Source organism: Acidipropionibacterium thoenii DSM 20276 (assembly GCF_000423445.1).
GTDB classification, from domain to species: Bacteria; Actinomycetota; Actinomycetes; order Propionibacteriales; family Propionibacteriaceae; genus Acidipropionibacterium; species Acidipropionibacterium thoenii.
The window spans coordinates 41,057-65,473 of the sequence record NZ_AUHZ01000015.1 but is presented as its reverse complement, the minus strand read 5'-3'; the positions used below and the strand labels follow the sequence as shown (position 1 = coordinate 65,473).

Here is a 24,417-nt window from a genome sequence, read left to right as displayed (position 1 = left end):
GAGCCCAAGAAGCTGCGCCATCGCCTGTTCGCCATCCCCGCCACCCTCGCCCGGAGCGGCCGGCGCGTCATCCTGCACGTCTCGGATCGCCAACCATGGGTCGACACCGTGGTCGCCGCAGTCGGCGTGCTGCGGGGCCTGCCCGCCCCCGCGGGATAGCCCCCGGTATGCACCTTGACCGCCCACCATCTGAAAGAACCCCACGGCCCGGACAGCCCGACCCCCGCAGCGACATGCGGCGAACCGTCGCACCCGCCTGCCAGAATCAATGCTCAGTTCGACGACACAGCCGCCGAACCCCCACCCAGCAGCCACCCATGAAAAATCGAGGTTAGGACGCCCAAATCCGCCTGTACAGCAGAAATGCCGCCCTGACTAGGGGCGGCATTTCTCAATGTGGAGATGGCGGGAATTGAACCCGCGTCCTTGAAAGACGATCCAGACATTCTCCGGGCGCAGTCTGTGCTGTCGTTCTACTCGGCTCCTGCACTCCCACAGACACGGTGCAGACAAGCCCAGTCACAGTTAAGTCCCGCGTGGTCCCCGTGACCACTACCACGCAGCAAGCCTTCAAATGAGGCCAGATCCCGAATGGAAGGCTACATCCGGGCTGACCCTTCGATCACTGATCAGGCAGCGAGAGCGAAGTCAGTGCGATTGTTGTCAGCACTTATTGGTTCCCAGGGATCGTTAACGAGATGACCCTGGATTCTCGGCCCGCTTCTCCTGGAACCACCGTTCCAAGTCGAAACCAGTCATCCCCTAGTTCAGTTGTCAATCACGGCGCCCGATCAAGCTAGGCCCCGCAGCCGCAACGGCAGAACCGCCGCGGACCTCCCCAGTGTAGCTCACCGACCTCAGATCGCCTGAGCTCCGGCGGATCAGCGCCCCAGCGACTTCCTCGGCCGGTCCTGCTCCTTGATCAGCTGGAACGGGACGGCCCGGGTGATCGGGCTGCGCCAGGTCTCTCCCTGGAACCCCTTGACCGCCTGGATGACGGTCAGCGCCAGATAACCGACTCCCGCCGCCACCATGAGGGGGTTCGCGACATGGAGGATGCCGAGCAGAACCATCACCGCCCACATGTAGATCTGCGCATTGGCCTGGTTGGCGACCTGGGAGCGGGTCCAGCTGCCCTTTTCGGTCAGCGCCACGGCCACCAGGGGCACCAGCGGACCGGTGAAGGTCAGAGGTGCCAGCCCCACCAGCCCCGTCCCCACCGAACTCATCGGCGTCGGGCCGGTGCTACGCCCCAGGGCCAACGGCCTGGCCAGGGATGCGGTCATCGGCACTGTCGCCAGCCCCGACAAGGTCTGGTTGAGCTCTCTGCGGGTACGCGCCGCGAAGGCGTCCTCCATCCGCTTCTCGAACTCGCTGATGGTCAGACGCCCGTCCGCGTAGGCCTGGCCCAGGTAGTCGACGACACGGTCCCGCTGGGCATCGGTGACCCGCCAGTCAAGACTGCCGTCCTCACTGGCGGGGCGCCGGAACGGGCTTGCTGGGGTGCCGAAGGGTGCATCGGCGAATGGACTCCTCATAGCATCCATCCTTGCGCGCAAGCGTCGTTTTTCCCAGCCTCCGCGCCCCGGACCGATCCCCCATCCCTCGCCCCTGGCAAGACCCTCATCCCAGGAAGGTCTGCAACTGGGCTATCCGACCACGGGCCTCATCGAGCTGCTCGTGCACCCGCACCGGAGCGGTCCCGCCGCGCCCGAGCCTGGCACCAACCGAACCCTGGACGGTCATCACCTCACGGACCGCCGGGGTGAGCAACGGGTCGATCGCCGCCAGCTCGGCATCGGTGAGATCGGCCAGTTCCTTGCCCTGGCTCTCGCACTCCTTGACACAGGCGCCACTGAGTTCATGGGCATGACGGAAGGGCACCCCGTTGCGTACCAGCCACTCCGCGATGTCGGTGGCCAGTGAGAAGCCCTGGGGAGCCATCTCGGCCATCCGTTCGGTGTTGAACACAGCGGTGTCCATCATTCCGGTGACCGCCGGCAGCAACAGGTGAAGCTGGTCGATCTGGTCGAAGACCGGTTCCTTGTCCTCCTGGAGGTCTCGGGTGTAGGCCAGCGGCAGACCCTTGAGGGAGGCCATCAGCCCAGCCAGGTCGCCGATCATCCGACCGGCCTTCCCACGGGCCAGCTCGGCGATGTCGGGGTTCTTCTTCTGCGGCATGATCGAGGAGCCGGTCGAGTAGGAGTCATCGAGGGTGATGTAGCTGAACTCCCGGGTGTTCCAGATGATGACCTCCTCGCACATCCTCGACAGGTCGACGCCGATCTGGGCGGCCACGAAGGCGAACTCCGCGACGACGTCGCGGGCCGCGGTGCCATCGATGGAATTGGCGACCGAGTCGGTGAAGCCGAGATCGTGGGCGACCTCCTGGGGGTCCAGGCCGAGGCTGGACCCGGCCAGCGCACCTGAGCCGTAGGGGCTGGAGTCCAGACGCCGGTCGAGATCCCGCAGCCGGTCGACGTCGCGCAACAGTGGCCAGGTGTGGGCCATCAACTGGTGGGCCAGCAGCACCGGCTGGGCGTGCTGCATATGGGTCCGGCCGGCGATCACGGCGTCCCCCACCTGATCGGCGCGCTTGACCAGCACCTCTGCCAGGTCCAGCACGTCGGCGGCCAACGCCCGGGCCTCATCACGCAGGTACATCCTCAGCAAGGTGATGATCTGGTCATTGCGGGAGCGGCCGGCCCGGATCCGGCCGCCCAGATCAGCACCGGCGCGCTCGATGAGACCGCGCTCCAGGGCGGTGTGGACGTCCTCGTCGTCGGGCGAGGGCGCGAAGGCCCCGGAGCTGACGTCGGCCAGCAGCCGGTCCAGGGCGGCCTCCATGTCGGCGAACTGCTGGTCGTCCAGCAGGCCCGCGTGGTGCAGCACCTTGGCGTGGGCCTTGGATCCGGCGATGTCGTAGCGGGCCAGACGCCAGTCGAACTGGGTGGAGACCGATAGCGCTGCCAGAGCCTGCGAGGGCCCGCCGGCGAAACGGCCTCCCCACAGGGCAAGCGGCTTACTGGAACTGGTCTGGTCCGGGGTGGTCACATCGGTCCTTTCGGGAATCGGCGCCACTATTCAACCCTTCGGAGACGCCGCGGCGCCATTCCGGGCGGCGGCTCGGGTGGTGAGGGTCAGCCCTGGTCGGCGCCCTCAGCCGGCGATCTGCTCGGGGTCCATCAGCCAGGCCATCAGCCCCTTCTGGGCATGCAGCCGGTTCTCGGCCTCCTGCCAGACCACCGAGGCGGGCCCGTCGATGACCTCGGAGGTCACCTCGTGCTCGCGGTAGGCGGGCAGGCAGTGCATGAAGACCGCCTGATTCCCCAGGTCCATCAGCTGGGAGGTCACCTGGTAGGGCTTGAGGACACCCTCGGCGGCATGTCCGGCCTCCTCGAATCCCATCGATGCCCAGGTGTCGGTGGCCACCGCGTCGATCCCCGCCACGGCCTCGGCCGGGTCTGTGGTCACCAGCACCGACCCGCCGGTGGACTCGGCGATCTCGGCGGCGCGGGCGACGACGTCGGGGCGCGGTGAGTGCGACTCGGGGCACCCGATCCGCACCTCCATTCCGGCCAGTGCCCCTCCCACCAGATAGGAGGCGGCCATGTTGTTGGCACCGTCACCCAGGTAGGCGAAGCTGCGCCCGGCCAGCGCCGGGCCCTCGGGGGACAGACCCCCCTTGACCTCGGCGATGGTGAGCAGGTCTGCAAGGATCTGGCAGGGGTGGAACTGATCGGTGAGGGCATTGACCACCGGCACCGCCGAACTGGCGGCCATCTGGTCGAGGCGCTCCTGGCCGAAGGTCCGCCACACAATCATCGAGCACATCGACGACAGCACCTTGGCGGTGTCGCTGATCGGCTCGCCGCGTCCCATCTGCGAGCTGGCGGCGTCGATCACCAGCGGGCTGCCGCCCAGATCGGCGATGCCCACCGCGAAGGACACCCGGGTCCGGGTCGAGGACTTGTCGAAGATCACCGCCACCGTCCTGGGCCCGACGAACGGCGTCTCAGCGAAACGGTCGGCCTTGAGCGCCAGCCCGCGGGCCAGCACGGCCCGCTGCTCGGCACTGGTCAGGTCGTCGTCGCGCAGGAAGTGGCGCATCTCAGTTCTCCTTCTGGGAGGTCGTGGTGGACACCGCGTCCAGCAGTCCCGGCAGGGCTTCTGTGAAGCTGTCGGCCTGGGCCACGGTGAGGATGTAGGGGGGCGCCAGCCGGATGGTGGACGGGTTGGCGGCGTTGATGATGAATCCTCGGCCCCTGGCTGCGGTCACCACATCGCCGGCGATATCGGCGTCCAGCTGGATGCCGAGCAGCAGCCCGGAGCCGCGCACCTCGACCACTCGCGGATGGCATCCGGTGATGGTGTCGATGAGGTGCTGTCCGACCTGGCGGACATTCTCCAGCAGGTGGTCGTCCTCGATGGTGGAGATCACTGCCAGCGCGGCGGCGCAGGCGAGCGGGTTGCCGCCGAAGGTCGTGCCGTGCTGTCCGGGGGCGAGGATCCCGGTGATCGCCGGACCGAAGGTGACGGCCGCCCCCATCGGGAAGCCTCCGCCCAGGGCCTTGGCGCAGGTCATGATGTCGGGCCGGATCCCGGCGGCCTGGTGGGCGAACCATCCTCCGGTGCGGCCCATCCCGCACTGCACCTCGTCGACCACCAGCAGGGCGTCGTGCTCGCTGGCCAGCCGGCGGACCGCCTGCAGGTACTCCCGGCTCAGCGGGATGACCCCGGCCTCTCCCTGGGTCGGTTCCACGAAGATCCCGGCGACATCGCCCTGGCGCAGTTCAGCCACCAGGGCGGCAACGTCCTCGGCCGGGATGAAGGTGACGTCGGCGCCCAGCGGTGCGAACGGAGCCCGGTAGGCCTGTTTGTAGGTGAGCGCCAGGGCGCCGAGGGTCCGGCCGTGGAAGGCGTGCTCCAGAGCCAGCACCCGGCCTCCCCGGTGGTGGGCCTTGACGATCTTCAGCGCCGCCTCGTTGGCCTCGGTTCCGGAGTTGCAGAAGAACGCCGCGGACCCCTCGGGTGCGCCGGCGATCTCCAGCAGCTTCTCGGCAAGTGCCAGCTGACCCGGCGTGGTGAAGAAGTTGGAGACGTGGGCCAGGATCCCGGCCTGGGCCGAGACCGCCCTCACCCAGGCGGGGTGGGCATATCCCAGGGCGTTGACGGCGATCCCGCCGAGCAGGTCCAGGTAGTTCCTGCCGGCCGCATCGGTGACGTAGCAGCCGTGGCCCTGGACCAGGCACATCTGCGGGGAACCGAAGACACCCAGCAGATGGTCCTTGTAGCGGTCTCCCCAGTCCTCGGCGAGATCCCGGTCCAGACCGGCGACGGTCCCGGTGGATGCCTCAGTCATCGGTCACTCCCGACTCGTAGTCATCGGGGCGGGCCATCGTGCCCACTCCCTTGGTGGTGAAGATCTCCAGCAGCAGGGCGTGCTCGATGCGCCCGTCGACGATCGCAGAACTGGTCACCCCGCCGTCGATGGCCTCCAGCAGAGCCTGGGCCTTGGGCCTCATCCCCTCCCCCAGCCGCGGGATCATCCGGCGCAGGTCGGAGACCGAGATGTCGGGTATCAGCGTCCGCGGGTCGGGCCAGGTGCGGTAGATGCCGGCCACATTGGTGAGCATCACGAGCTTCTCGGCGCGCAACGCCTGGGCGATCGCGGTCGCTGCGGCGTCGGCGTTGACATTGAGGATCTGACCGGTGGGATTGCCCTGGCCGTCGACCTCGGGAGTCACCGGGGCGATGATCGGGATCTGGGCACGGTCCAGCATGTCGTTGATGAGATCGGTGTTGACGTCGGTGATCTCACCCACCAGGCCCATGTCCACCGGCTCCCCGTCCATCTCCACGTGGGTGCGCCTGGCCGACAGCAGACCGGCGTCCTCTCCCGACATGCCGATCGCCAGGGGGGCGAAGGTGTTGATCCGGTTGACCAGCTGGCGGCCCACCTGGCCGACCAGCACCATCCTCACGACGTCCATCACCTCGGGGCTGGTGACCCTCAGGCCGTTGCGGAACTCGACGGCGGTGCCCTGGTTGTGCAGCATCGCGTTGATCTGCGGTCCGCCGCCGTGCACCACGATCGGTCGGATACCGACCGAGGCCATGAAGACGATGTCATCGGCGAAGGCCTGCTGCAGGACGGGGTCGACCATCGCATTGCCGCCGTACTTGACGACCACGGTGCAGCCCTGGAACCTGCGGATCCACGGCAGTGCCTCGACCAGCACCTCCGACTTGCGCTGTGCGGCGCTCTGGGAGGCGTTCAATGGGACATCCAGTGCAATGCTCATGATGTGTAGGCGCTGTTCTCTTCGACGTACTCGTGTGTCAGGTCGTTGGTCCAGATGTGCCCGGAGGCATCTCCGGCAGCCAGGTCGATGTCGATGTGGACCTCACGGCCGGTCATGTCGACCAGCTCGCGATCCTCCCCGATCATCCCGCCCCGGCAGATGGTGACGCCGTTGAGGACGACGTCGACCTGATCGGGATCGAAGGGTGCCACGGAGACCGGGACGCACCCGACCGATGAGAGGATCCTGCCCCAGTTGGGGTCGTTTCCGGCGATCGCGGTCTTGACGAGATTGGATCTGGAGACCTCCCGGGCCACCGCGACCGCTGCCGCCACCGAGCTGGCGTGGTTGACGGTGATAAGGACGTCGTGGTGGGATCCCTCGGCATCGGCCACCAGCTGGCGGGCCAGATCCGCGCACACCGCTGACAGCGCCTCGGTGAGCCTCTCGCCGCTCAGCCGGATCCCGGAGCCCCCGGAGGCCAGCACGATGACGGTGTCATTGGTGGACATGCAGGCGTCCGAGTCGACCCGGGAGAAGGTGACATCGGCGGCCGGGGCGAGCGCCTGCTGCAGGTCGGCGGACTCCACCACCGCATCGGTGGTGATGAAGACCAGCATGGTGGCCAGCTGGGGGGCCAGCATCCCGGCACCCTTGGCGATTCCCCCGAAGCGGACCCCGTCGAAGTCCATCTCGGTGGTCTTGGGGTGGGTGTCGGTGGTCATGATCGATCTTGAGGCCGCCTCGTCGGCCACCGCGCCGACCCCGAGCTGGGCGTGGGCGGCATGGATACCGGCCAGCACCTTGTCCATCTCGAGCCGTTCGCCGATGATGCCGGTGGAGGCCACCAGCACCTCACCCTGACTGCAGTCCTCCAGCTCGGCGACCAGGGCTGCCTCGGCCCTGGTGTCGGCCAGCCCCTCGGGTCCGGTGCAGGCATTGGCACAGGCCGAGTTGGCGACCACCGCATGGGCGACGCCGCCGGCCAGCACCTCTCGGCACCAGCCCACCGGTGCGGCGAACACCCGGTTGCTGGTGAGGACGCCGGCTGCCGACCGCAACGGTCCGTCATTGACGATGAGGGCCAGATCGGGGTTGCCGTTCCTGCGCAGGCCGGCGCTGACTCCGCTGGCCCGGAAGCCCTTGGGATATGTGACTGACATGGTGATTCTCTCCGTGAAATCGGCCGAGCAGGCCGCAGAATTGGGTGGGACGGGGCGGCTGTCAGGGGGCCAGCCCGACTCGCGACAGACCCTCTGTCTCGGGCAGTCCCAGCGCCAGGTTGAGGCACTGCAGGGCTGCCCCGGCGGTGCCCTTGACGAGATTGTCGATGGCCACCATCACCGTCGAGACTCCGGAGGCCGGGTCCGCCACCGCCGACATCCGCACCATGTTGGAGCCGATCACCGGATGGGTGGAGGCCATCTGTCCCTCCGGCAGGACAGTGACGAAGGGCTCATCGGCATAGGCATCCGACAGGCACTCCAGCAGACTGCCGGTGGAGACCCGGTCGGCGGAGCGGCCGTTGCAGACCGCCAGGATTCCCCGGCTCATCGGCACCAGGATCGCCGTCATCGACAGGCTGGTCTGCTGGGGTGCACCGGCCTTGTGCAGGGACTGGAGGATCTCGGGCAGGTGCCGGTGGACGCCGCCGCTCGAGTAGGGCCTGGCACCGCCATTGACCTCGGCGAAGATCATCTCGGTTCTCGCCTTGCGTCCGGCCCCCGAGGTGCCGACCGGCAGCACCGCCGACAGCCCAGCAGGCTCCAGCAGGCCGGCCGCCACCACCGGCGCCAGCCCCAGGGCCACTGCCGAGGCATTGCAACCGGGTCCGGCGATGTGCTTGTGGCCCAGCAGCTCATCGCGCTGCTTGTGACCGCCCGGATGGGCGGGATCTGCTGCCAGCGGCAGCTCGGGCAGTCCGTAGGGCCATGTCCCGGCATGCTCGCCGCCGTAGAAGGACTGCCAGTCGGCGGCCGAGACCAGCCGGAAGTCGGCCCCGGCGTCGACGATCACCAGATCCGGATTGAGCTCGATGAGCCGGCCGGCCAGCTCGGCCGAGGCTCCGTGCGGCAGCCCCAGGACCACGGCGTCATGTCCGGCGAGCAGCTCCGGGTCCATCTCCGTGAAGGTCTCGGCCACGTCGGGAGTCCCCGCCAGTTGCGGCAGCACAATGGCCACCGGCTGGCCGGCATTGGTGTGCGCGGCGAGCGCACCCAGGTGCATATGGGGGTGCCCAACAATGAGCCGGGCCGCCTCTGACCCCGCATAGCCGGACGCGCCGGCCACCGCCACACTGAATGGCTTTGCAGTCATGTGCATATTTATACATCATGGCCGGGGGGCCCACAACTCACCCGGACAACCCGCATCGCGGCTGCCGCGCCGGACCTCGAGCAGCTTCAGAGCGGCCCTCGTCGACTCACCGACGGCCGTGCTTGATCCTGGCCGATATGGCGCGGCGGGCCTCGCGGTCGGCATCGCGCTGCTTGATGGCCTGGCGCTTGTCCCAGTCCCGCTTTCCGGTGGCCACCGCGATCTCGACCTTGGCGTAGCCGTCCTTGAAGTACAGCGACAGCGGGACGATGGTCCTGCCGGAATCGGCCGACTCCCGTGACAGCTTCGCGATCTCGCGCTTCGACAGCAGCAGCTTGCGCTTGCGCATCACCTCATGGTTGCGCCAGGTGCCGAAGGCGTACTCGGGAATGTGCAGGTTGTACAGCCACACCTCGCCGTGGTCATCCACCTGGGCGAAGGCGTCCCCCAGTGATGCCTTCCCGGCGCGGAGCGACTTCACCTCGGTGCCCTGGAGCACCATCCCGGCCTCCCAGCGCTCGCCGATGGCATAGTCATGAAGGGCCTTCTTGTTGCGTGCGACGATGCGCTCGCCCTTCTCCCTGGGCATACCGACCTCCTTGGGCGCCGCCGGTGACACAGCTCATTGCGACGCGGCGCCCCATGCTACCCGGCTAGACCTTCAGATATCGCCTGGTGGCGACGAAGGCGGGCAGCACCGACAGCACGATGGACACCACCAGCATCGCCGCCATCGCCAGCAGTGCCTGGTGCCATCCGATCCACACGATGGTGGTGATGGAGGTGGCGGCCTTCTTGATGATGACGAAGTAGACCCCCAGCGCCAGGGTGCCACTGGCGAGCAGACCGCCGATCACCCCGGCGACCAGGGACTCCAGCAGGAAGGGCGTGAGAATATAGGCATTCGAGGCGCCGACCAGTCTCATGATCCCCAGTTCCCGGCGTCGTGAGAATGCCGCCATCCTGATGGTGTTGCCGATCTGGAGGGCGGCTGCGATCAGCAGCAGCACCGACATCCCGAGGGTTCCCCATTTCAGGGCGTTGAGCCACATGAAGAGTGGGTCGAGCACCGGGTGGAGATCCAGGACTGCTTGCACCCCGGGTAGCCCCTTGGCCTGTTCGACCACGCCCAGGTACTGCTGCGGGTCGCGCAGCTTGACCCGGAAGGAGTCCTGGATGGTCGCCTCGGTCAGGACGTCCTTGACCGGGGAGTCCCGATAGACCCGCTGGTACTCCTGGTAGGCCTCGTGCTTGGACTCGTAGTAGACCTCCTGGACTTGCGGGTTGGCCTCCAGGACCTTGCGGATGTTGTCCTTCTGGGCCTGGGTCGCTCCATCCCCGGAGGTGCACTGGCCGCCCGAGACGTTCGGCACGCACAGGAAGACCGAGACCTCGATCTTGTCGTACCACTTCCCCTTGACCAGATCGACCTGCTGGTTGGCCAGCAGCGCCGCACCGAACAGGGACAAGGAGACCCACATCGTGACGATCACCGCGAGCGTCATGGTGAGGTTTCGGCGTAGACCCGTCCAGGTCTCTCTCAGGGTGTGACGCATGAATGGGCTTCCTCAGGGTGGTTCGAAGTCAGTGGTGAATCCGGGAAATGAGGGCTGGTCGGAATCTCAGGCGGTGCCGTAGACGCCCTCACGCTGGTCGCGGATGACCGCGCCGCTGTCCAGCTCGATGACGCGCCGGCGCATCTGGTCGACGATGGTGGAGTCATGGGTGGCCATGATGACCGTGGTACCGGTCCGGTTGATCCGGTCCAGCAACTTCATGATGCCGACGCTGGTGGCCGGGTCGAGGTTGCCGGTCGGCTCATCGGCGATCAGGATCTTGGGGCGGTTGACGAAGGCCCTGGCCACTGCGACCCGCTGCTGCTCACCGCCCGACAGCTCATCGGGCATCCGCTTGCCCTTCTCGGCCAGCCCCACCAGTTCCAGGGTCTGCGGGACGACCTTCTTGATCTCGCGGGTGGGACGGCCGATCACCTGGAGGGCGAAGGCGACGTTCTCGTAGACGGTCTTGCCCGGCAGCAGCCGGAAGTCCTGGAACACGGTGCCGATCTGGCGCCGCAGAGCCGGGACCTTCCAGCTGTGCAGGGTGGACAGGTCCTTGCCGGCGACATAGATGGTGCCCCTGGTGGGGCGGTACTCGCGAAGGATGAGCCTGATGAAGGTCGACTTGCCCGACCCCGACTGACCGACCAGGAAGACGAACTCCCCCTTGTCGATGTCGACGTTGACACCCTTGAGGGCGGGCTTAGCCTGGCCCTCGTAGACCTTGGTGACATTGTCGAAGGTGATCAACGGACCGTCCTTGGTTGATTCGTGTACGAGTTCCTGAGAATTTCTCAGACCTGTCGAGACGAGTCTATGAGACGCCGGCTCACACGCAAGTCGGACTCGCCAGCGAGATCCTCAGATCCCCGATCACTGCTGGGCCTGGCTACGACGCCAGCGGATCCCGGCGTCGATGAAGTTGTCAATGTCACCGTCGAAGACGGCATCGGTGTTGCCGACCTCGTAGTTGGTCCGCAGGTCCTTGACCATCTGATAGGGGTGCAGCACATAGGAGCGCATCTGGGCTCCCCAGGAGTTGCCCTCCGACTTCAGCGAGTTCATCTCGGCCTCCTGATCGGCGCGGGCCTTCTCCAGCAGCTTCGCCTGGAGGACCCGCAGGGCGGCGGCCTTGTTCTGGATCTGGGAGCGCTCGTTCTGACAGCTCACCACGATGCCGGTCGGCAGGTGGGTGAGGCGGACGGCGGAGTCGGTGGTGTTGACGCCCTGACCGCCGGGGCCCGAGGCGTGGAAGACGTCGACGCGCAGATCAGTCTCGGGGATGTCCACGTGGTCGGTCTCCTCGACCACCGGCAGCACCTCGACCCCCGCGAAGGAGGTCTGACGGCGTCCCTGATTGTCGAAGGGACTGATCCGCACCAGCCGGTGGGTGCCCTGCTCGACCGACAGGGTTCCGTAGCCGAAGGGCGCATGGACGATGAAGGTGGCGGACTTGATACCGGCCTCCTCGGCGTAGGAGGTGTCGAGCACCTCCACCTTGTACTCATGGCGCTCGGCCCAGCGCAGGTACATCCGCAGCAGCATCTCGGCGAAGTCCGCGGCATCCACGCCGCCGGCCTCCGAACGGATCGTCACGACGGCCTCGCGCTCGTCATAGGGGCCCGACAGCAGGGTGCGGACCTCCAGGGCATCGATCTCGGTGCGCAGCGAGGACAGTTCCTGATCGGCCTCGGTGGCGGAGTCCTCGTCGCCGTCCTCGGCTGCGAACTGCAGCAGGACCTGGACGTCGTCGATCCTGGACCGCAGGTGCTGGAGCCGGTCGACCTCGGACTGCAGGGCCGACAGCCGCGATGTGGTCTGCTGGGCGTGCTCCTGGTCGTCCCACAGGTCGGGTGCGGCGACCTCCTTCTCGAGCTTGGCGATCTCTGCACGCTTGGCGTCTGGGTCGAGCACCGACTCGATGGATTTCAGGGAGTGATCGAGGTCGTCGGCTGTCTGCTGAAGGTCTACAAGTGCCACGACGCACCATTCTACCGTGCCAGCGGGTGCGGCGCGGGGGTGAGGATAGGGTGTCTGCGTCCCGAGATGGACCCGGGCACATAGCTCAGTTGGTCAGAGCGCCTGCCTTACACGCTGGAGGTCGCCGGTTCGAGCCCGGCTGTGCCCACCCCGACCCGGATCTGAGCAACGATGTTCAAACACGCGGTACGTGTACTGCATCCAGAATGGGTGCAGGCGAGGAGCCGTAGCGCGTTGGCAACCCGCTCCCTAGTGCGCTGGCTTGGGTCAGGTAACGCTGACCGTCGGCGTAGGGGAGGTGGGGTACCTGATAGGTAGGTGTCGAGGTCTCCGACCGGTCAGCTGTCTGGGAGCCGACCTATCTGTGTAGCAGTCCCTTCACTCCCTCGACGTGAGCGAGATGTCGCCCGTGTCGTACGCGGGCTGCGGACACACCCACTGCGAGGATGGCATCGGCAACGCAACCGCGATCAAGGATGTAGAGATGCGCATCAAGTCCGTCAGGATCAAGAACTTCCGATGTCTAGAAGACGTGCGCGTCGACATGGAGGCGCTGACGTCGTTCGTCGGGCCAAACGGGGCAGGAAAATCGACAGTTCTCCGCGCACTGGACTGGTTCTTCAACGGTGAAACACGCCTGGCCGATGAGGACGTCTACTCCGGGGCCGCCAACGACCGCCGGATCAGCGTCGAGGTCAACTTCACTGACCTCACCGTTGCGGATCGCGAAGCCCTGGGCCCGACTTACGCTCCTCCCGACTCCACGATCTTCACAGCCTGGCGGATTTGGGACGACGGTAGCGACAAGATGACCGCGCGAGCCCGGTCGTTCCCAGCGTTCGAGGAGATCCGGAATGCTGGAGCAGCGAAGGACAAGAAAGCCCTTTGGGACGCCCTGATCTCAAACGGTGAAGTGCCCGGGCTGCCGAAGTGGACGAACCTCGGCGCTGCCGACCAAGCGATGACGCTATGGGAGAGCGACAACTCTGATCGCCTCGAAGAGACGGAGAGCGGCGTCACCCACCTGTTCGGCTTCAACGGGCAAAACAAGTTGTCGGGACTTTTCGACTACGTGCTCGTGACGGCTGATCTTCGCGCCAGTGAAGAGAGCGTGGAGGGCAAGAAGACGATTATCGGGCGCATCCTTGAACGCGCGATCAACCGCGACGGCGCCAATGCAGCGTTCGAGGCTCTCGCTCGAGAGGTCAGCGAGAAGCAGGCTGCGATCAACGAAGAACACCTGGGCCAGCAACTCAAGGACCTGGCTGACGCGCTGACCGCCGAGGTGAGTGCCTTCGCCGCTGGTCGTGGTGTTCGACTCCACCCGCGAACTCCCGACGTACGTCCCAGCCCGGCGTCGATCAGCGTCGCCATCAGCGACGCTCTGAGCGAGACCAGCGTGGATCGGCAGGGACACGGCTTCCAGCGCGCGCTCCTGATCTCCTCGCTCAAGTTGCTCGCTGCCCGCGGTGCACAAGACAACGACGGCAGCGTCATTTGCCTCGCCATTGAGGAGCCTGAGCTGTTTCAGCATCCCACCCAGGCGCGAGTCTTCTCGAAGGTGCTGCGTGATCTATCAGACGACGCCGAGGGCGGGCTCCAGGTCATGTACGCGACACATTCGCCGTATTTTGTCGACCCAAGATTCTTCGACCAGGTTCGCCGCGTCACTCGCCGTCAGCATGCGCCGAGCGAACATCCGTCGGTCACCGTCCACTTCGCGTCTATCGATGCCGTCGCAAAGCGGCTCGATGGCTCCGGAGTGACTGACGCATCTCTCCGGTCAAGGTGGGATCAGGTCTGTACCAAGAACCTAGCCGAAGCCTTCTTCGCGGCCGCCGTGGTCTTGGTGGAGGGGGACACTGACAAGGGCATCCTCGATGGCATCGCGGCACGAAAGGGGCAGACCGCCCTGGAGGTGGAGGGCGTGACTGTCGCCTACTCCGGTGGGAAACAACACCTGTTCACGCCTCACGCAATCCTCGCCGAGCTGTCCATCCCGACGCTCGTCGTGTTCGACAATGACAAGGGTTGCGGGTCGCGGCAGCGAGCTGACGGGAAGCCCGAGAACGAGGCCGCTGCCACCGAGGCGAACGAGATCGGCACGAACCGACGGCTACTTGCCTACCTGGGAGAGACCATTGTCGACAACCCCGAGGGACAGGTAAGCGCCAACGTTCACGTGTGGGCAGACCGGCTGGAGGACGTGATCGAGAACGAATGGGGTGACTGGAACAAGACTCGACAGTCGATCGTGAACAGCAGTCGTGGCGCAGCGGGGAAGAACGCAGCGACTTACGCCCTTGCCGCTCAGGAGTGCCCTGTTGACCCCAGTGGTGTGCTGACCGAGGTGATCGATGCCGCTCGCGCGCTGGTCACCTCGATACCCTGATTGTCACGCCTCTGTGGCGAATCCCGACGAGCCTGCCGATCTTCGCGCCGTTCAGATCGTCGAAGAACCTCAGCTCCTGAGATCATGGGAACGTCGCTGCCAGCCGACGGGCAAGCCAAAGCAAGATGAGCAACGAGGGAGCGAGGTGAGCTATATGTCAGATTGGCAGCCGATCCAGCTCGGCTCGACACTCAATACCGCACCGTCGACTCCTGTGGGGGCACCGGTAATCGGCAAGCTCGACCTGCTGCCTTTCAACGGCTTGTCTTGGGAGGACTTCGAGCGCCTGCAATGGCGCGTGATGCGTGACGTGAAGGGTTTACGGCACGCGCAGCTATATGGTGATCGCGGTCAGGCGCAGAAGGGTCTGGACATCGTGGCTCTCGCGCCTGATGGCACCGGTGTTGCGCTTCAGAGCAAGAAGTACACCAGCTTCGGCGCCAGCAACATCAAGGCCGCGGTGAAGAAGTTCCTGACCACCACCCGTCCGTTCACCGTCGAGACGTTCATCATTGGGGTGGCCCGCCCAGTCAAGACCACGGCCGCGGTCGATGAACTCGCCGCCCAGCGCCGAGCGATTTAGCCGATCAACTTGGAGATGTGGGATGCGCAGGAACTGTCCTACCTCCTCCGAGGCCGGCCCGACATCGTCATCGAGTACTTCGGGATGCCGACGGCCGAAGCCTTCTGCCTTCCGTTCAAGCTCGACACCCCACTGGTTCCGACAGCAGACGCTGTTGCCGTGCGCGAGGCACTAGCCCGCACCCCCGAAGTCGCCACCGGCGCCCAAGCCCTCTTCGACCAAGCGGCCGGGACAGAGGATTCCCCGCAGGCTTTGGAGCTCGTCGAGGCCGGACAGGTGAAACTCCGCGATGCCGGCTTCGGCCCCCACGCTGCACAGCACGACAAAGACCGATACCGACTCCTGGCGGCCGTCGGCCGTGCAGATGAGGCAGCACGCCATGTCCTGGAGCAGTTCTGGACCGCCCTGGACCAGGGCCTATCCACCACCGCACAACTCACCCAGACCCAATTCGCAGAGCTAGCCAAGCTCGCCGCGCCCAATGAGACGACTAACGCCGCAGACGGCGCGAGCGTCAGCGAACAGATCAAGCTGTGCCAGCGCGTCGCCGAAGCTGCGACGGCGCTGTATTCCAACCCGCTGGCCCAGCTTCCCGGTATCGAGACACTGCGGATCGGGGAGCCCCTCGACCAGATCCGACTCCTTCTGCTCGCCGGCGAGGCAGCGCTCGCCAAGGACGACCGCGAATGGCTGACCAGCGCTGTCCCCGCCCTCACCAAACTCGCGGGAGTCTCCTCAGCAGACCCGGTACTGCGCACCCGGCTACGACTCATGCTGGCTGAGACGACCGCAGAATGGGCAGACCTGCTGGCTGACGTACGACAAGTGAAGCTCGGCTACGCCCTCCTCGGACTGGTCACCGCTCGTTACGCGCGCGACCTCGCCCTCCACCAACGATTCAGCGAAGCCGACCTCGCCTGGGACGAAGCATCCGCCGCTGCGTCACTGGCACGACAATGGGGCGAAGCATCGACCTGGGTCCTGAGCCGCCGCGCCTTCCGATCGCATTGGAACCCGTTCACCAGCAACGACCTGCTCCCCATGCAAACCGCGCTGCAGCAAATGGGAACCTCCACGCCGCTCATCCCCAACGCCGAGCACGCCTACGAAGACGCGCTGGCCAGCCTGAGCGATCAGAAGCTGCGATCGGCCGCGATATCAGCACAACGCGCGCTACGCGACGCCATCACGACCGGCGACTGGGCCGGCGAAAACCGCGCACGCCGCGCGCTCGCCGCGATCCTCATCGAGTCCGACGAGCCAGTCCGGGCCGCCCGCCACCTGGCCCGCGCCGGAGCCACCAAAGCGATCGAAGCCCTGGGCGCATCTCATCCGCTCGAATTCATCAACATCGTCGAGGACCTTGACGAGCCCAACTACTGGACCGTCGGCACCACGTATCGGCTCCTGGCCGCCCAAGCCGATCTCATCCCCGACGACCTCATAGGCGCCATCACCACCCACCTCGTCGACGAACTGACCGCAGCCGAGACCGGCACCAGGACCGACCTACGCTCCTTCACAACCTCCCGATACAACAACGCCATCAAACTCCTGGCTGGCATCGCCGACCGCCTCCAAGCGCCGGCCGCCGACGAGGTGCTCCACCACTTCGAGAAACAACCGCCGGTCGAGCCGAACCACTACCGCTACCACGACGAAGACGAAGCCACCACCGTGGCCAAGATCGCAAACACTCACCCCCAACTGACCACCCGCGCCATCGCGCACCTCGTGACCCTGCTCGGCCGCTCGCAGCCCTCACGCACTTCCACCACCATCGACGCCATCGAGAGCAACCACCCCATCGCCCATGACGCGTTAGCCGCGCTCGCAACCACAGACAACCGATGGGCACAGGAGATGCTCGCATTCCATGACACCGACGAGGTCGATCCCATGGCGGCCACTGCAGCGCTAAGCAGGCTAGCCACCCCACTCCACCACGTCGATGGTGTCTACTCCGTCGGCACCGGCGCGGTCGGTGACTCCCTCCTCATTCGACACCTTCCCGCCACGGATGTTGACGCCGCCGTCACCGAACTCCTCCAACGCGCCGACGATCCCCACGTCGGCTCCGGTGATCGCGGGCAGTACCTCATCGCCGCCAGCAACCTCGCGCGCCACATCACGCCAGCCAAGCGCGCCGACTATTTCGCCACTGCAGCACGTCTGGCCACCTCGCCGACACCCTCGGACCACGACAAGCTCAACGAACAGTTCACCCACAAACTCGGCGCCTTCCGCATGAACGGCGCCCTCCACGACGCTCGCGGCGAAGCAACCACATTGGCCGCCGCGCTCGCGACCACCGACGCACAACGCAGCGAAGCCCGACGCCTGGCCTACTCACTGCTCGGCACAGACTCCGACTACTGGCCCACCAGAGCATTGCAACAACTCGGTGACACCCTCAACGACGACCTCGCGTTCCTCGCCACCCAGGGCTGGGCCATTCGCAGCCTCGCAGCCAGCCTCTGGCCCGAGCACGGCCAGCCGGCCCATCTCGGAGCCCGCCTGGCGGCTGACCCCGACGTCCGAGTCCGGCGCGCCCTCGCTCGCGCGCTCTCGGAGCAGTCGGGTCCAACGCACCCGGCCGTGCGCGAGCAACTTGCCAATGACCCGGCCCACAGTGTCCGCGAAGCCGTCAGCAACAAGACGTCATCCTCTCCCTTCGCCGAGACCGTGACACAACCTTCGCCCCACTCCTAACCGCCAACTCACTAGGAGCCGACTTAACACCCGACCCCCTTGAGCACCGCTACATCGGGGCCGAGATGCGGCCACGACTCACGAAAATCCCTCCCGTGCAAGACCGCCACCGGCCCGTCCTCGTCTCGGCGTCAAGGCGGCACTGCCCGCCAGCGATGTCCTTCAGGCGGCGACGAAGCAATCCCGAGGGGGTCTTCCTTGCAGGTCCTCTACTCGGGCTCTCCGATCCTCCGTGGTCTCCTTCCGCGCGGACGAAGACTGCCACCGACAGCAACAACGGCGTTGCGCACGGTCCTGCCATCGATGGCAAGTCGTTCGGCAACCTCCTGCAACGTCAACCCACCGGCGTAGAGAGCGGCCGCGCGACGCCGGACCGCGTCCTCCAAGTCAGGCGTCCTGAGCGGCGCGCCAGCCCGAAGGGCAAGCGTCGGGATCGTGCCGCGATGAACGCCATACTCTGCGGCGATCATCTGAACCGGCATGCCCGCCAGGTAGTCAGAGATCAACTCGGCACGCTTGGCAGGACTCAACCGGGTTTGAGGCTTCACCGATTTCCTGACCACCGAGCCCGCGTATCCTGCCTCTCAGGCGGCCGCGCTCGCGGACCTCGCCCCTCAGGCCCCCGAAGTACACGGGAAATCAGGGTTCTCAACGCCGGACGAGGGTTTGAGAATCGTCCAGGAAGGCCCACCCCGACCCGGTATCTGTCAGAACCTCGCCCCCGGCACGCCGCCACGGCGGCATTTCTCCGCTGCCGGAAGTTGCGGCAGTTCTGTCGACCACGGCGCGCCGATGCCCATATGCTGACGGTCAAGCACGGTGCCCGATCAAATTGGAGTGACATGACCAACCCCCCGATGGACCCCAACGATCCCACTGGCGCACAGCAGCCCGGTGGTCCGTTCGATCAGAACCGGTACCCCCAGGGCCAGCCCTACCCTCAGGACCAGCCCTACCCGCAGGACCAGTACGCCCAGAACCCGTACGCCCAGAACCCGTACGCCCAGAACCCCTACCAGCAGGGCGGATACGGCGCACCGACCGGTGGCCGGCCCCGCCCCAAGGTCGATATGAAGCGGGCCGTCACGCTGTTCTTCAAGAACTACGCGGTCTTCAACGGCCGGGCCTCCCGGTCGGAGTACTGGTGGGTGTGTCTCTTCCTCGTCCTGGTCTACCTGCTCTGGACGATTGCATTCGGAGTGGCCGGTGGGTTCGCCTCGATGACGGCGAGTATCGATCCCTATGGGGCCAGCGCCACCAGCACGAGTCTAGGGGCCGGGGTGGTGCTCCTCTGGGTGGTCGGTGTGCTGATGGGACTTGCGGTCCTCGTGCCCAGCTTGGCGATCACCTGGCGGCGTCTCCACGACACCGACAAGTCCGGAGGTTTCTATTTCTTGAGTTGGATCCCTTGGGTCGGGGGAATCATCCTCATCATTCTGATGGCTATGCCCTCCGTCCCCGCAGCCTGGCAGCGATGGGACAATGGGCAGCTGCCTGCTGAGAGCTGAGTCGGCCCGTCCTCCTGGCGAGACCGACCAGATCACCTCGGATCAGGGATTGCGACCATGCCGCAATCCCTGATCTGTCATCCACCCGACGCCGACCCACTTCCCGTGCGACCGTGCCAGTGGCATCGCCGCACCAGACCCACCAGAAGGAAACGGACATGTCGAACCAGCCCTGGGGCCCCTACGATCCCGACCGTTCCCTCCCGCCAAGCGGTCCCTCCGAACCGACCGAGCCACTGAATCAGGGAGATCAGGGCCAGTGGCAGGCCCCGTATCAGCAGGGTCCCGGCGATCAGAACCCCTATGACCAGAACGCCTACGGCCAGGCTCCCTACGGCCAGGCTCCCTACGGCCAGCCTTCCTATGGCCAGGACCCGTACGGCCAACCTCCTTATGGCCAGTCCTATGGACAGGGCCCCTACGGACAGGACCCGTACGGGCAGAGCGCCTACGGCCAGAACCCGTACGCCCCGAACCCCTACTCCCCCTACCTCGCTGCCGGTGCCGGACGCCCGCGGCCCTCAGTGGGTTTCCTCACCGCGATCAGGCTGTTCTTCAAGAACTACGCCGTCTTCAGCGGACGGGCCTCACGTTCGGAGCTCTGGTGGGTGTACCTCTTCAACGCCCTGATCGGAGTGCTCTGGGGTGTGCTGTTCATGGTGGCCGGCGGAGCTGCCTGGCTGACCGCTGCATCGGATCCGTACGGGAGCGAACCAGCTCTGCCCGCGAGCCTGACCTTCCTCACCCTCCTGGTGTTCGGCTACGCGCTGGCCACCATCGTGCCGTCCTATGCGATCGTCTGGCGGCGTCTGCACGACACCGACAGGTCCGGTGGCTTCTACTTCCTGTCTCTCATCCCCTATGTGGGGGGGATCATCGTGATCGTGCTGCTGGCGCTGCCGTCGGTGCCCACCGCCTGGCAGCGTTGGGACCACGGCAGGCTGCCTGCCGAGAACTGATTGACGATCAGCCCTCGGTCTGGAGGTTGGCCAGCACGTCGTCCAGGTCGTCGGGCTTGACCAGCACATCGCGGGGCTTGGAACCCTCGGAGGGTCCCACCACCTGACGGGTCTCCAGGATGTCCATCAGCCGGCCGGCCTTCGCGAAGCCGACGCGCAGCTTGCGCTGCAGCATCGAGGTGGATCCGAGCTGCAGCTCCACGACCAGCTTCGCCGCCTCCAGCACCAGCTCGAGGTCATCGCCGATGTCCTCGGCCACCTTCTTCTCGGCCACCGGGGCGGCGACGTCGTCGCGGTAGTGAGCCGACATCTGCTCCTTGACGTGTTCGACCACGGCGTGGATCTCCTTGTCGGAGACCCAGGACCCCTGGACCCTGATCGGCTTGGAGACGCCCATCGGCAGGAACAGTCCGTCGCCCTGACCGACCAGCTTCTCGGCCCCGGGCTGATCCAGAATGACCCTCGAATCGGTCATCGAGGAGGTCGCGAATGCCAGCCGGGAGGGCACATTGGCCTTGATGAGGCCGGTGACGACGTCGGTGGAGGGGCGCTGGGTGGCCAGTACCAGGTGGATGCCGGCGGCGCGGGCCAGCTGGGTGATGCGCACGATGGAGTCCTCGACGTCGCGAGGAGCGACCAGCATCAGGTCGGCCAGTTCGTCGACGACCACCAGCAGGTACGGATAGGGGGCCAGTACCCGCTGGGACCCCTCGGGCAGGGTCACCTGGCCGGCCCGGACCGCCTTGTTGAAGTCCTTGACGTGACGGAACCCGAAGGCTGCCAGGTCGTCGTAGCGCTGGTCCATCTCGCGGACCACCCACTGCAGGGCCTCGGCGGCCTTCTTGGCATTGGTGATGATCGGTGTCACCAGGTGCGGGATGCCCTCGTACTGGTTGAGCTCGACCCGCTTGGGATCCACCAGCATCATCCGGACGTCCTCGGGGGTGGCGCGCATCATCACCGAGGTGATGAGCGAGTTGACGAAGCTCGACTTTCCCGAACCGGTCGCTCCGGCCACCAGCAGATGGGGCATCTTGGCGACGTTGGCGATGACATAGCCGCCCTCGACGTCCTTTCCCAGGCCCACCACCAGCGGATTGTGGTCATTGCGGGCCTTCGGGGAGCGCAGCACATCGCCCAGCGAGACGATCTCCTTGTCGGTATTGGGGATCTCGACGCCGATCGCCGACTTGCCGGGAATCGGGGAGAGGATCCTGACGTCCGGGGAGGCGACCGCGTAGGCGATGTTGCGGCTCAGCGCGGTGACCTTCTCCACCTTGATGCCGGCTCCCAGCTCGACCTCGTAGCGGGTCACCGTCGGCCCCCGGGAGTAACCGGTCACCTGGGCGTCGATGCCGAACTCGGCGAAGACGCTCTGCAACTTGGCCACCACCGCGTCGGAGGCCTCGGTACGAGCCTTCGGCACCGATCCGGGCACCAGCAGATCGGCCGGCGGGAGCATGTAGCAGATGTCTCCCGACAGAGTCATCTGCTGGGGCTCGGAGACGGCCTCAGCAGGCACGGATGCCGCACTGCCGGCGGGCTCGTGGACGGTGAATCCCTGAGGCAGACCGGCGGTGGTCCTCTCGGCGGGCACCGCGGTCGCCGGTTCAGGCTTGTCGCCGGCCACCAGGGAGTCGTAGTCGAAGACCTCATCGGCCGCGGCGGGAGGCGGCGATGAGGGCTTCTGGGCCGGCAGGTCCTCGGTCGGCGTCTCATCGGCCAGCAACGGCGTCTCGTAGGCCTCCCGGGACTCGAACTCGGCCTGGTGGCGTCGTTCCAGCTGCTGCCTGCGGGCGCTGCGCAGCCGGGCCATCCCACTCAGCAAGGGCCGACCCACGACGATGACCACACCCAGCAGGCACAGCGCGAGGAGCAGCGGTACGGCGGCCCAGGTGGTCAGCAGATCGGCGAAGAAACTGGAGGAGATGAATCCGAGCATCCCGCCGGAGGCCCGCAGCTGGTCCATCCGGTCCGGCCGGGGCAGACCGTCGGAGATGTTGATGACGCCCAGGATCCCGAGGAACAGCAGCGCCCAGCCGATCAGCTGACGCCCGGCCGGGCCGTTGCGGTCGGGGTGGCGGAAGATCCGCCAGCACATCACCACTCCGAACAGCGGCAGGGCGTAGGACAGCGAGCCGAAGATCGTGGAGATGCCGATCCTCAGCCCATGACCGAACGATCCGGGCAGCTGGAACCAGAAGACGATGGCGACCAGGGCGGTGACCAGCAGCAGGCCCAGTCCGGAGCCGTCACGGCGCCGTTGCGGATCGGCGACCCGGTTGCCGATCCGGCGCACCATGCCGCCGATGAGGTGTGCGATTCCTGCCCAGGTGGCCGCGAGTGCGCGGGCCACCGGGTTCTCAGAGGTCGTCGAGGTCGCCGGCCGGCCCTTGCTGAGGGGGGCTGACGTCTTCTTCTTCCTGCTTCCAGCTGATCGCGTGCCGCTGCTGCCCGACGTCTTCTTCGCCGGGCTCCTGCGGGACCGCGTCGGGGAAGACACACGGGTCGCCATGCCACGAAGGCTAGCAAGCCCGAGCGTCGGACCCCGCCAGCCCGCGCCGTGACCGGCCAAGTCGGTCGCTCCGGTCGGCGCAGCCGGAGTCGGCCGCCGGTCTCAGAAGTGCACCCAGCCTGCCGGGTGCTCCCAGGGCTGTCCATCAACCAGCACGGTGGGCTCGGGATTGTCCTGGGGGTCCAGCACCGAGCCGATCACCTGCCAGTCCTCGGGAACATCACCGGCGGCGAAGGCGGCCGCCAGGGCGTGGTCCTCCCCCCCGGCCAGCACCCAGATCATCGGGTCCAGCCCGGTGGCCATTCCGACCGTGGTGATGGGGTCGGCGACCTCCAGCCGTGCGGTCTCGATGTTGATCGCGAAACCGGAGGCGGTGGCGATATGACCGAGATCGGCGACCAGCCCGTCGGAGACGTCGATCATCGCGTGGGCTCCGGCCGTCGCTGCCTGGCGTCCGGCCCCGTAGGCCACCTGGGGGCAGCGCTGGGCATCGACGACGGCACGTGGTGAGCGGAACCCCCGCCCCAGCACGACCAGCCCGGCCGCCGCCCAGCCGAGCCTTCCGCGGATTGCCAGGAGATCTCCTGGAACCGCTCCGTCACGGCGCACCGGGGCCATTCCGGCGGTCTGACCGATCACCGTGATGGAGATCGTGACGACAGGTCCGGCAGTGGTGTCCCCACCGACCACACTCACCCGGGCCGCCGCCGACTCCTCCCGCAACCCGGTCATGAACTCCCTGGCCCAGGCGACCGGAAGGTCAGGCGGCGCACTGAACCCCACCACCAGGGCCACCGGCAGTGCGCCCATCGCCTCGATGTCGGCGACATTGACGGCCACCGACTTGCGTCCGATGTCCTGGGCCGATGACCAGCTGCGCCGGAAGTGCACCCCCTCGACCAGCACATCGGTGGAGACCACCGCCGAGCCGTCGACCAGGAAGACCGCTCCATCGTCCCCGGGACCCACCGACACCGCCGGGTCCGAGGGCAGATCGCGCACCAGCGAGGAGATCAGGGGGAACTCGCCGACATCGGCGATGGTCGGTCCCGTAGGGCTCATGGCGTCTCCTGGGCTGGTGCGAAGTGGGTCACCGTAACGCTAGCGTGCAGCCATGACTTCCAGGCCGGCCAGGTGGGCACTGCGGACCATCCGGTCAGCGCTGGTGACCGGCTGCGTCATCCTCACCGGCTGCGGCTCCACCGCCTCCCCGCTCCTCGCCGAACCCTCCCCCACCGGCTCGGCGGCCAGCTCCTGTCAGGCCGTGATGGCGGCTCTGCCCCAGCAGGTCGCCGGGCTGGCACGCACCGCATCGACCCCGCTGACGGCCTCCTGGGGGGATCCGGCGATCACCCTGCGCTGCGGCGTCGACCGGCCCGAGGGCTTGACGCCGACCTCCCGGTGCGACGAGGTGGACCGGGTGGGCTGGTACTCCGAGGAGTTCACGGAGGCCTGGCGGTTCACCACCATCGGCCGGGTGGGTTATATCGAGGTGACCGTGCCGGCGGTTCATGCTCCGGCCTCCGACGCCCTGGTGGATCTGGCCCCAGCGGTCAGCAGGATGGCCTCGGTCCATCCCTGCCAGTAG

The 24,417-nt window shown here is 66.6% G+C and carries 19 protein-coding genes, 1 tRNA gene, 1 other RNA gene and 1 pseudogene; 8 read left to right on the top strand and 14 right to left on the bottom strand.

From position 1 onward, the window contains the following. A pseudogene (locus G554_RS17585) lies at positions 1-159 on the top strand (IS1380 family transposase); the annotation flags it as partial. Between the two features lie 235 nt (positions 160-394). On the opposite strand, the gene ssrA reads toward G554_RS17585, so the two are convergent. The 12 genes from ssrA to prfB all read right to left on the bottom strand — a co-directional run bounded on the left by ssrA (position 395) and on the right by prfB (position 12,160). Continuing rightward, positions 395-763: a transfer-messenger RNA gene (ssrA, locus tag G554_RS16960) on the bottom strand. A 118-nt stretch (positions 764-881) separates the two neighbouring features. Next, entirely contained in the window at positions 882-1,538 is a 657-nt protein-coding gene (locus G554_RS15130; protein WP_051232611.1) for a DUF1707 and DUF4870 domain-containing protein, read from the bottom strand. Between the two features lie 85 nt (positions 1,539-1,623). Then, on the bottom strand, positions 1,624-3,054 hold the full coding sequence (argH, locus tag G554_RS0106785; protein ID WP_027587326.1) for an argininosuccinate lyase: 1,431 nt from the start codon (positions 3,052-3,054) through the stop codon (positions 1,624-1,626). Between the two features lie 105 nt (positions 3,055-3,159). Further along, positions 3,160-4,110: an ornithine carbamoyltransferase gene (gene argF / locus G554_RS0106780; RefSeq protein WP_027587325.1), complete on the bottom strand. Its 951-nt coding sequence runs from the start codon at positions 4,108-4,110 to the stop codon at positions 3,160-3,162. Between the two features lies 1 nt (position 4,111). Further along, a complete protein-coding gene (locus tag G554_RS0106775; protein ID WP_027587324.1) occupies positions 4,112-5,362 on the bottom strand; it encodes an acetylornithine transaminase in 1,251 nt (416 codons plus the stop codon). Further along, entirely contained in the window at positions 5,355-6,305 is a 951-nt protein-coding gene (gene argB, locus G554_RS0106770; RefSeq protein WP_027587323.1) for an acetylglutamate kinase, read from the bottom strand. The genes G554_RS0106775 and argB overlap by 8 nt, the downstream gene beginning before the upstream one ends. Next, positions 6,302-7,468, bottom strand: a complete 1,167-nt coding sequence (argJ, locus tag G554_RS0106765; protein WP_027587322.1) for a bifunctional glutamate N-acetyltransferase/amino-acid acetyltransferase ArgJ — start codon at positions 7,466-7,468, stop codon at positions 6,302-6,304. The genes argB and argJ overlap by 4 nt, the downstream gene beginning before the upstream one ends. Before the next feature lie 61 nt (positions 7,469-7,529). After that, positions 7,530-8,627: an N-acetyl-gamma-glutamyl-phosphate reductase gene (argC, locus tag G554_RS0106760; RefSeq protein WP_027587321.1), complete on the bottom strand. Its 1,098-nt coding sequence runs from the start codon at positions 8,625-8,627 to the stop codon at positions 7,530-7,532. A gap of 100 nt (positions 8,628-8,727) precedes the next feature. Then, on the bottom strand, positions 8,728-9,210 hold the full coding sequence (gene smpB / locus G554_RS0106755; protein ID WP_027587320.1) for an SsrA-binding protein SmpB: 483 nt from the start codon (positions 9,208-9,210) through the stop codon (positions 8,728-8,730). 64 nt (positions 9,211-9,274) lie between these two features. Then, positions 9,275-10,177, bottom strand: coding sequence for a permease-like cell division protein FtsX (gene ftsX / locus G554_RS0106750; protein WP_211220413.1), 903 nt, complete (start codon positions 10,175-10,177; stop codon positions 9,275-9,277). 66 nt (positions 10,178-10,243) lie between these two features. Beyond that, positions 10,244-10,930, bottom strand: a complete 687-nt coding sequence (gene ftsE, locus G554_RS0106745; protein WP_027587318.1) for a cell division ATP-binding protein FtsE — start codon at positions 10,928-10,930, stop codon at positions 10,244-10,246. Between the two features lie 123 nt (positions 10,931-11,053). Further along, positions 11,054-12,160: a peptide chain release factor 2 gene (gene prfB / locus G554_RS0106740; protein ID WP_027587317.1), complete on the bottom strand. Its 1,107-nt coding sequence runs from the start codon at positions 12,158-12,160 to the stop codon at positions 11,054-11,056. A gap of 74 nt (positions 12,161-12,234) precedes the next feature. Between prfB and G554_RS0106735 the strand changes: the two genes are divergently transcribed. The 6 genes from G554_RS0106735 to G554_RS18505 all read left to right on the top strand — a co-directional run bounded on the left by G554_RS0106735 (position 12,235) and on the right by G554_RS18505 (position 20,314). Continuing rightward, a tRNA-Val gene (locus G554_RS0106735) sits at positions 12,235-12,308 on the top strand. Between the two features lie 252 nt (positions 12,309-12,560). Further along, positions 12,561-14,552: an AAA family ATPase gene (locus G554_RS15125; protein ID WP_245569983.1), complete on the top strand. Its 1,992-nt coding sequence runs from the start codon at positions 12,561-12,563 to the stop codon at positions 14,550-14,552. A 13-nt stretch (positions 14,553-14,565) separates the two neighbouring features. Further along, positions 14,566-15,135 (top strand): hypothetical protein, encoded by a 570-nt coding sequence (locus tag G554_RS0106720; protein WP_154654205.1) that lies wholly within the window; start codon positions 14,566-14,568, stop codon positions 15,133-15,135. Positions 15,136-15,150: 15 nt separating this feature from the next. Beyond that, positions 15,151-17,847: a hypothetical protein gene (locus G554_RS0106715; RefSeq protein ID WP_027587315.1), complete on the top strand. Its 2,697-nt coding sequence runs from the start codon at positions 15,151-15,153 to the stop codon at positions 17,845-17,847. A gap of 842 nt (positions 17,848-18,689) precedes the next feature. Next, complete coding sequence (locus G554_RS15120) at positions 18,690-19,355, top strand: DUF805 domain-containing protein (protein ID WP_051232606.1); 666 nt, start codon at positions 18,690-18,692, stop codon at positions 19,353-19,355. 158 nt (positions 19,356-19,513) lie between these two features. Continuing rightward, positions 19,514-20,314: a DUF805 domain-containing protein gene (locus G554_RS18505; RefSeq protein WP_051232603.1), complete on the top strand. Its 801-nt coding sequence runs from the start codon at positions 19,514-19,516 to the stop codon at positions 20,312-20,314. 7 nt (positions 20,315-20,321) lie between these two features. On the opposite strand, the gene G554_RS0106695 is transcribed toward G554_RS18505, so the two are convergent. After that, positions 20,322-22,829 carry an FtsK/SpoIIIE family DNA translocase gene (locus G554_RS0106695; protein WP_425393344.1) on the bottom strand — a complete coding sequence of 836 codons (2,508 nt, stop codon included), beginning with the start codon at positions 22,827-22,829 and terminating at the stop codon, positions 20,322-20,324. A 102-nt stretch (positions 22,830-22,931) separates the two neighbouring features. Further along, complete coding sequence (locus G554_RS0106685; RefSeq protein WP_027587311.1) at positions 22,932-23,891, bottom strand: thiamine-phosphate kinase; 960 nt, start codon at positions 23,889-23,891, stop codon at positions 22,932-22,934. A gap of 52 nt (positions 23,892-23,943) precedes the next feature. On the opposite strand from G554_RS0106685, the gene G554_RS0106680 reads away from it, so the two are divergent. Then, positions 23,944-24,417 carry a DUF3515 domain-containing protein gene (locus G554_RS0106680; RefSeq protein ID WP_084648368.1) on the top strand — a complete coding sequence of 158 codons (474 nt, stop codon included), beginning with the start codon at positions 23,944-23,946 and terminating at the stop codon, positions 24,415-24,417.

Coding starts and splice junctions, on each gene's coding strand:
- G554_RS0106685 (WP_027587311.1), bottom strand. CDS start 23,891: ATGAGCCCTACGGGACCGACCATCGCCGATGTCGGCGAGTTCCCCCTG.
- G554_RS15125 (WP_245569983.1), top strand. CDS start 12,561: ATGTCGCCCGTGTCGTACGCGGGCTGCGGACACACCCACTGCGAGGAT.
- argC (WP_027587321.1), bottom strand. CDS start 8,627: ATGCACATGACTGCAAAGCCATTCAGTGTGGCGGTGGCCGGCGCGTCC.
- G554_RS15120 (WP_051232606.1), top strand. CDS start 18,690: ATGACCAACCCCCCGATGGACCCCAACGATCCCACTGGCGCACAGCAG.
- G554_RS0106715 (WP_027587315.1), top strand. CDS start 15,151: ATGTGGGATGCGCAGGAACTGTCCTACCTCCTCCGAGGCCGGCCCGAC.
- argF (WP_027587325.1), bottom strand. CDS start 4,110: ATGCGCCACTTCCTGCGCGACGACGACCTGACCAGTGCCGAGCAGCGG.
- G554_RS15130 (WP_051232611.1), bottom strand. CDS start 1,538: ATGAGGAGTCCATTCGCCGATGCACCCTTCGGCACCCCAGCAAGCCCG.
- smpB (WP_027587320.1), bottom strand. CDS start 9,210: ATGCCCAGGGAGAAGGGCGAGCGCATCGTCGCACGCAACAAGAAGGCC.
- argB (WP_027587323.1), bottom strand. CDS start 6,305: ATGAGCATTGCACTGGATGTCCCATTGAACGCCTCCCAGAGCGCCGCA.
- G554_RS0106680 (WP_084648368.1), top strand. CDS start 23,944: ATGACTTCCAGGCCGGCCAGGTGGGCACTGCGGACCATCCGGTCAGCG.
- ftsX (WP_211220413.1), bottom strand. CDS start 10,177: ATGCGTCACACCCTGAGAGAGACCTGGACGGGTCTACGCCGAAACCTC.
- G554_RS18505 (WP_051232603.1), top strand. CDS start 19,514: ATGTCGAACCAGCCCTGGGGCCCCTACGATCCCGACCGTTCCCTCCCG.
- G554_RS0106695 (WP_425393344.1), bottom strand. CDS start 22,829: ATGGCGACCCGTGTGTCTTCCCCGACGCGGTCCCGCAGGAGCCCGGCG.
- argJ (WP_027587322.1), bottom strand. CDS start 7,468: ATGTCAGTCACATATCCCAAGGGCTTCCGGGCCAGCGGAGTCAGCGCC.
- G554_RS0106775 (WP_027587324.1), bottom strand. CDS start 5,362: ATGACTGAGGCATCCACCGGGACCGTCGCCGGTCTGGACCGGGATCTC.